Source organism: Sulfurimonas sp. (genome assembly GCF_018698455.1).
Classification (GTDB): Bacteria; Campylobacterota; Campylobacteria; order Campylobacterales; family Sulfurimonadaceae; genus Sulfurimonas.
The window spans coordinates 1-6755 of the sequence record NZ_JABIOQ010000018.1 but is presented as its reverse complement, the minus strand read 5'-3'; the positions used below and the strand labels follow the sequence as shown (position 1 = coordinate 6755).

General features: G+C 33.7%; 7 protein-coding genes. 6 read left to right on the top strand and 1 reads right to left on the bottom strand.

What is annotated here, in order from left to right:
• The first annotated feature begins 201 nt into the window (after nt 1-201).
• The 3 genes from HOG88_RS02880 to HOG88_RS02870 all read left to right on the top strand — a co-directional run bounded on the left by HOG88_RS02880 (nt 202) and on the right by HOG88_RS02870 (nt 3004).
• Entirely contained in the window at nt 202-369 is a 168-nt protein-coding gene (locus tag HOG88_RS02880; RefSeq protein ID WP_295002954.1) for a hypothetical protein, read from the top strand.
• Nucleotides 370-382: 13 nt separating this feature from the next.
• The gene (locus tag HOG88_RS02875; protein WP_295002952.1) at nt 383-1084 is read left to right on the top strand and encodes an SOS response-associated peptidase; all 702 of its coding nucleotides are present in this window, start codon (nt 383-385) and stop codon (nt 1082-1084) included.
• Nucleotides 1085-1294: 210 nt separating this feature from the next.
• Nucleotides 1295-3004, top strand: a complete 1710-nt coding sequence (locus tag HOG88_RS02870) for a YgiQ family radical SAM protein (protein WP_295002956.1) — start codon at nt 1295-1297, stop codon at nt 3002-3004.
• Here the strand turns inward: HOG88_RS02870 and HOG88_RS02865 are convergent.
• Nucleotides 3001-3942, bottom strand: a complete 942-nt coding sequence (locus HOG88_RS02865) for a methyltransferase domain-containing protein (RefSeq protein WP_295002950.1) — start codon at nt 3940-3942, stop codon at nt 3001-3003. The two genes, HOG88_RS02870 and HOG88_RS02865, sit on opposite strands and share 4 nt — an antisense overlap.
• A gap of 59 nt (nt 3943-4001) precedes the next feature.
• Here HOG88_RS02865 and HOG88_RS02860 point away from each other — a divergent pair, with 59 nt between their 5' ends.
• The 3 genes from HOG88_RS02860 to trpD all read left to right on the top strand — a co-directional run.
• A complete protein-coding gene (locus tag HOG88_RS02860) occupies nt 4002-5864 on the top strand; it encodes a bifunctional diguanylate cyclase/phosphodiesterase (RefSeq protein ID WP_295002947.1) in 1863 nt (620 codons plus the stop codon).
• A gap of 91 nt (nt 5865-5955) precedes the next feature.
• A complete protein-coding gene (locus tag HOG88_RS02855) occupies nt 5956-6204 on the top strand; it encodes a S4 domain-containing protein (protein ID WP_295002945.1) in 249 nt (82 codons plus the stop codon).
• The coding region (gene trpD / locus HOG88_RS02850; RefSeq protein WP_295002943.1) for an anthranilate phosphoribosyltransferase at nt 6201-6755 on the top strand (555 nt) is incomplete at its 3' end. The genes HOG88_RS02855 and trpD, both read left to right, overlap by 4 nt.

The following is a 6755-nucleotide window of genomic DNA, read 5'->3' as shown; positions in this document are numbered from 1 at the left end:
GATACGGAAGTCGTAATCGCTTATTTTAATCTCTTCGCAGAAGAGATTACTAAACCAACAGTTGCAGTTGTTGACAATGCATCCATACATACAAGTAAAAAGTTTAAAGATATGCTACCTGGATAGAACTTGATGCTTATAAATCTACCAAAAACATGGAAAACTACGTTGAAAAAGTGATTAAGGGATATGGGATAGATTATGAAATTAATTTTGGGTAGTTACTTAAGATATTGTAGAGATACTGGTTCAGGAATAATTGTTAAAATAATCTGGATTATATTATTTGGCCCTTTTTACTTATTATTGGCCCGTAGTAAGGAAGAAGTAGTAGCAGGAGAAGCAGCAGTTTCTCAATTAAAATATTAAAAGAGGGGAACTGATGCCTGGACGATTATGTATGTTTGATGATTTTTCTTTTAAACAAGATATTACACAGAAGTTTGGAGTATTTAGAGATACTATAGGTATTTTAAATAAGCAATATAATATTGCGCCAACATTAAATATAGCGATGTATACAAATAATAAGGTCTATGAATATGCACACTTTGGACTAATACCTTCTTGGGCAAAAGAGCGTTCTAGTATGCAAATTAATGCACGAAGTGAAACAGTGTTTGAGAAGAGTAGTTTTAAAGAAGCCTACAAACAAAGAAGATGTCTCATTCCTCTCAATGGTTACTTTGAATGGAAAAAAGATACCCAGAGCAAAAAAAGTCAAGCTCATTTTATACTGTCGACTACTGCAAATTACTTTGTGTTTGCTGGTATTTATGAATCGTGGTACGACAATGCACTTGGTAAACCTATACTTACATGTGCTTTACTTACTACTGAGCCCAATGAAAAGATATCAGGTCTTCATGACCGTATGCCAGTTATACTAGAATCACATCAATGGGAGTTATGGCTTGATAATAAAAGTAGTTATCGTGAGCTAAACAGACTCTTTATCCCACTTTCAAGTGATAAAATAAGATACTTTCCTGTGAGTGAATATGTCAATAGTGTCAAAAATGACAGCTTGATGTGTATTACCGAGAATCTTAAGACAGAACCTAGGCAAGGGACACTCTTTTAGCATTTTCCTTTAAGTAAACTTCAAGGTAGAATGGCAACTTTGTTATAAAGGGGCTATTTTGCTTCTAATTGATATAATTCTGATGCAAGAATAATGCTTGCTAATTTAGTATTATACAGATAATTTAAAGGGCTAACCTTGAGCAGAAGAAATAAAAACGAACATGATAATCCAAACAGAGATACTGTAACTTTTACTGAAAAAGATTTTTTGCCAACAACTCGCGCGGATATGGATGCAAGGGGCTGGGACTACTGTGATATTATCTTAGTAAGTGGTGATGCTTATATAGATTCTCCTTTTATCGGTGTGGCAATGGTTGGTCGAATGCTTGAGCGAATGGGTTACAAAGTAGGGATGATAGGTCAACCTGATGTTAAGAGTGGCGAGGACATTCTGCGTTTAGGCGAACCAAGACTATACTGGGGTGTGAGTGGGGGAAGTGTTGATAGTATGGTGAGTAACTATACGGCAACTAAAAAGTTTAGAAATTCTGATGATTATACACCAGGTGGAAAAAATGACAAACGCCCAGATAGAGCAATAAGTGTTTATTGTAACCTCATTCGTCAACATTTTAAAAATACCGTACCTCTAGTACTAGGTGGTATTGAAGCAAGTTTAAGACGTGTTACTCATTATGACTATTGGTCTAATAAACTAAAAAAACCTATACTTTTTGATGCAAAAGCAGATGTTTTGATTTACGGAATGGGAGAGATGGCACTTGAAGAACTTACTCGTGCTATGGATGAAAAACGTGACTATAGAGATGTACGTGGAATTTGCTATATTTCAAAAGAGCCTAATCTCGATTTTCATCAAATGCCGTCACATCAAGACTGTTTAGATGATAAAGAGAAGTACATTGACCTCTTTGACCTCTTTTATGACAACAACGATCCTATTGCCGCAAACGGTTTATCTCAGGCAGTAGATACAAGATTTCTTATTCAAAATCCACCTTGTCATCACCTAAATGAAGCTGCAATGGATGAAAATTCTAATCTTCCTTTTACAAGAGAGTTACATCCATACTATGCCAAAATGGGTAAGGTAAAATGTTTAGAAACTATAAAATTTTCTATCATGACTCACCATGGCTGCTGGGGAGAGTGTAATTTCTGTGCTATTGGTGTTCATCAAGGACGTACTATTCGCACAAGAAGTGAAGAAAATATTCTCGCTGAAGCAAATGATTTTAACAAGTATAAAGACTACAAGGGAATTATTTCTGATGTTGGTGGTCCAACTGCAAACATGTATGGATACGAGTGTAATAAAAAAGAAAAACTTGGAACTTGTGACCATCAACGCTGTGTTGATGCCACTCATCTTTGTCAATCTATGAAACCTAATCACTCGAGAAATATAAACCTTTTAAGACAGGTGCGAGAAGTGCCTGGTGTTAGAAAAGCATTTGTTGCATCTGGTGTTAGATATGACCTTATTACGGCAGATAAAGAACATGGTTATGATTATCTAAAAGAGATGGTTAAGCATCATATATCAGGTCAAATGAAAGTAGCTCCTGAACATACACAACAGCATGTACTTGAACTTATGGGGAAACCTGGAAAACAAACTCTTATAGACTTTAAAAAATTATATGACAAACTTAACAAAGAAGAAGGGAAAGAGCAATTTCTTACTTACTACCTTATAGCAGCACACCCTGGTTGTGAAGAAAAAGATATGCATGAGTTAAAGCGTTTTACTAAAGACGAGTTACAGATGAATCCAGAACAAGCACAAGTATTTACTCCAACACCTGGAACATACTCTGCAGTAATGTACTATACAGAGATGGATCCAAAAACTAGAAGAAAAATATTTGTAGAAAAAGATACGAAACGCAAAGAAAAACAGAAGCAAATAGTCGTAAACAAAGAGAGTTTTGCTAGCGGATTTGCTTCTTAATCTTTTCGTATAGAAGTTGCAGTTAAAAAGATATACTCTTTTCCTGTAATAGTTACTCGAAACTTCTTTTGTTGCAGATACTTTTTACAAAATATAACATCTTTATAGAGAAGGCCCATCTCTGAAAAAGGGTAATTTTTAACCCTCGCACCATAGACCATTTCCCCATCAACCCAGCGACAGTTTGGAAAGCCTAGTATCATAGCCCCATCGCGTTTGAGTTGATTCTGTACTATAGACATTAAAAGTGCGTTAAACTCAAGGTTTGAGCTTTGAAGCGTTCCTATACTGATAATGAGATCAAACTCTCCAAGGTTAAGAGATACTAAGTCATTAATGTCATGTGTATGAAAAGATATGTTTTTATGAGCACTAAACTTTTCCTTTGCTTTTTGTATGGCAGAAGAGCAGTAGTCTATGCCTATAAATTCTAAGTTCTCAATCTCAGCAGTTGAATTTATAATAGCTTCAAACTCATCACCACTATTAACCCCAAGGTTTAGTATTCGAGTGCGTTTAGTTATATTAACATTTTTTAGTGCTTGAAGATAGTAGTGAATAAACGCAGGTTCTTCATTCTTATGAATATGAGAAAATATAGATTTTTCACCATATTTTTCCTCTTTATCATCGATACTTTTATGAAAGCTTTCATCATCATCTAATTTTTCAAAACGCAGGAGAACAGTATACTCTGAATTTATTTCTGGTGTAAGCATTCTTGATTTTAAAATTTGGCCCAAATCTAACCATGATTTATAACCTCTCGCAATATACTCTGTAGAGTTTATAGTGAGAGTATTTCCAGCATAGATTGTAGTGCATAGATCAGGGTTTAAAACTTCAAAAACTAGGCTTTCTTGAGAATCAAGTTTGAGAAAATCTTTTGCAAGTATTTCAATTATTTCTATCGTTGATTGGTTAGTGAACTTATTCATAAGTAATTGTACTACTTTATAATGCAAATATGCTATACTAAATACTAAGGATTATATATATGAATCAAACTATGAGCTTTTATAAGTTTATGCACAAGCAAATAATAGTCATGCTTTTACTGCATATGGGGACGGCTCCTGGTTATTTATTGATGGGTTACTTCTACACATCTATGGTTTATGAATCTGTTTGGATGCTGATTATGTTTATAATTTCAGTATATGGATATGTCTTATATAAACAGTTTAATATAAAAATGACAATAAATGATAAACAAATGTGGTTAACTAAAGTACGTTTATTTATGTATATATACTCTGTTTCTTGGATTTTTATGTTTGTATACTATACTTCATTTGAAAATGTAGAAATGCACTATATTACAATCGCTACAGAGTTGGGAGTTGCTGTCGTTGCTGCAACATTACTTGCATCACAAAAAAACCTTGTAAGCTTTACTGTCATTACTTTAATGATTCCACTCGTTGTTTACTTTCTAATCGTTGGAGGTACATATGCATATATTCTTGCATTTTTTTCAACAGTACTGGCAGCAGTTATTATATATTCGGCAAGAAATACAAATGACTATATTTCAAAAAGTAGTTACCAAGCTTATCATGATCATTTAACAGATATAGGGAATAGAAGATATTTTTTAGAAATACTTGATAGTACTGTACGTGAACAGAAAGAAAAATACTCATACTTACTTCTTATTGATCTTGATCACTTTAAAACTATTAATGACACACTTGGTCATGATATTGGTGATGAGTTACTGGTTGAAGTAGCTAACAGAATGAAAATACTATCTAGAGAAAATGGTAGTACTCTTTCAAGGTTAGGTGGTGATGAGTTTTGTATACTGAGCACTCCATTAAATGATAAATTAGAATGTACATATCAGGCTGAATTTTTTGCTAAAGAACTTCTGACTGCTATACGTAAAACCTATATTCTTGATGGCAATAATCTTCATATAAGTGCTAGTATTGGTGCAAGTATAGTAGATGGAAAAGAAGTCGATGTCGCAGAGTTTTTAAAAGAAGCAGATATGGCAATGTATGAAGCTAAAAATGCTGGTAGAGATGGGGTTATCGCTTTTGATGAGTCATTATCTGCAGTTGTGCATAAAAAACTTGAAGTCGAAAGACTTTTACATTTTGCTCTAGAAGAGAATGAAATAACACTTAATTATCAAGCTCAAGTAGATAAACAAAAGAAGATAATAGGTTGTGAAGTTCTTGTCCGATGGAACAATGAGTTACTAGGGAACATAGGGCCCGACTTTTTTATTCCAATAGCTGAGAATACAGGCTATATCATTGAACTTGGTACATATATACTTGAAGAATCGTTTAAAAGCATACAAGAATGGAACAGTAGAAAATTAGATATTAAGCAGGTCTCTATAAACATTAGCATCAGACAGCTTTTACATCAGGATTTTGCATCTGTGGTTGAAGAACTACTTACTAAGTATATTGATGAAGATTCTACAATAGATATAGTATTTGAAATTACAGAAACAGGAACAGCTGATGACTTAAAACAGCTTGTTCAAACTATAAATAAAGTTAAAGAGTATGGTATTGTTTTTTCTATGGATGACTTTGGGACAGGGTACTCATCGTTAAGTTATCTTCGTGAAATCCCTATTGATGAGCTAAAAATAGATAAATCTTTTATTTTTGGACTGGGAGATAAACAGCAAGCTTTACTTGTTAAAACAATTATAGATATAGCTAAAAATCTTGAGTTAATAATAGTAGCAGAAGGTGTTGAAGAAGAGTACCACAGAGAATTTCTTTTAGACCTTGACTGTGATTTATATCAAGGATACTTATTTCATAAGCCACTTCCTAAAAATGAATTTGAAGCATTATTATTAGCTAGGGAGCTACTGCTAGTGCAATAATTGTTCCAACTTTCGTTTTTCTCCTCTTTATTACATTACTTTCAGTTTGATTACTCTACAATAAATAAAAATTAATTAGAAAAGTCAAACAATGAGAATAGATAAGTTTTTAAATTCAGTAAATATTACAAAAAGACGTTCTGTTGCGCAGGATATGATTGCCAACAAGGTTGTGCTCATTAATGGTGTAGTCGTTAAAGCAAGCAAGAATGTAGAGATAGGTAGTATAGTCACTTTAAACTACCTTGAGACATCTAAAAGCTATAAAGTTTTAAAAATCCCCACAGCTAAATCAACTCCAAAATCATTGCAAGATGAATACATAGAGGAAGTAAAATGACTTATGATGTAGCAAAAGAGAAATTTACTTCACTTTTTAATCATGAGATGAGTGATACAGTTATGAGAGAGTTTTTACTTTCTATGAAGTTAGACTCAGATACTAGCGTAAACGCTATTGCTGCTGCAGCTGAAGTTATGAGAAGTTTTTGCATACCTTTACCTATAAGTGAAGAATCACGAGTAAACGCTATAGATATAGTAGGAACAGGTGGTGATAAAATAGGTTCATTTAATATTTCCTCTACTGTTGCTCTTTTAGTGGCCTCTTGTGGTGCAAGAGTTGCCAAGCACGGTAGTCGTTCAGTTACCTCCAAGAGTGGAAGTGCAGATATGTTTGAAGCACTTGGAGTAAGACTTGATTTAGGTATCGAGCAGAGTGCACGACTTTTAGAAGAGACAGGGTTTACTTTTATGTTTGCTCAGAATCATCATCCTGCTATGAAGTTTATTATGCCTGTTCGAAAAAGTATACCTGATAAAACTATCTTTAACATTTTAGGACCCTTGACAAATCCGGCAAGTGTGCAGAAATCTCTACTTGGTGTTTTT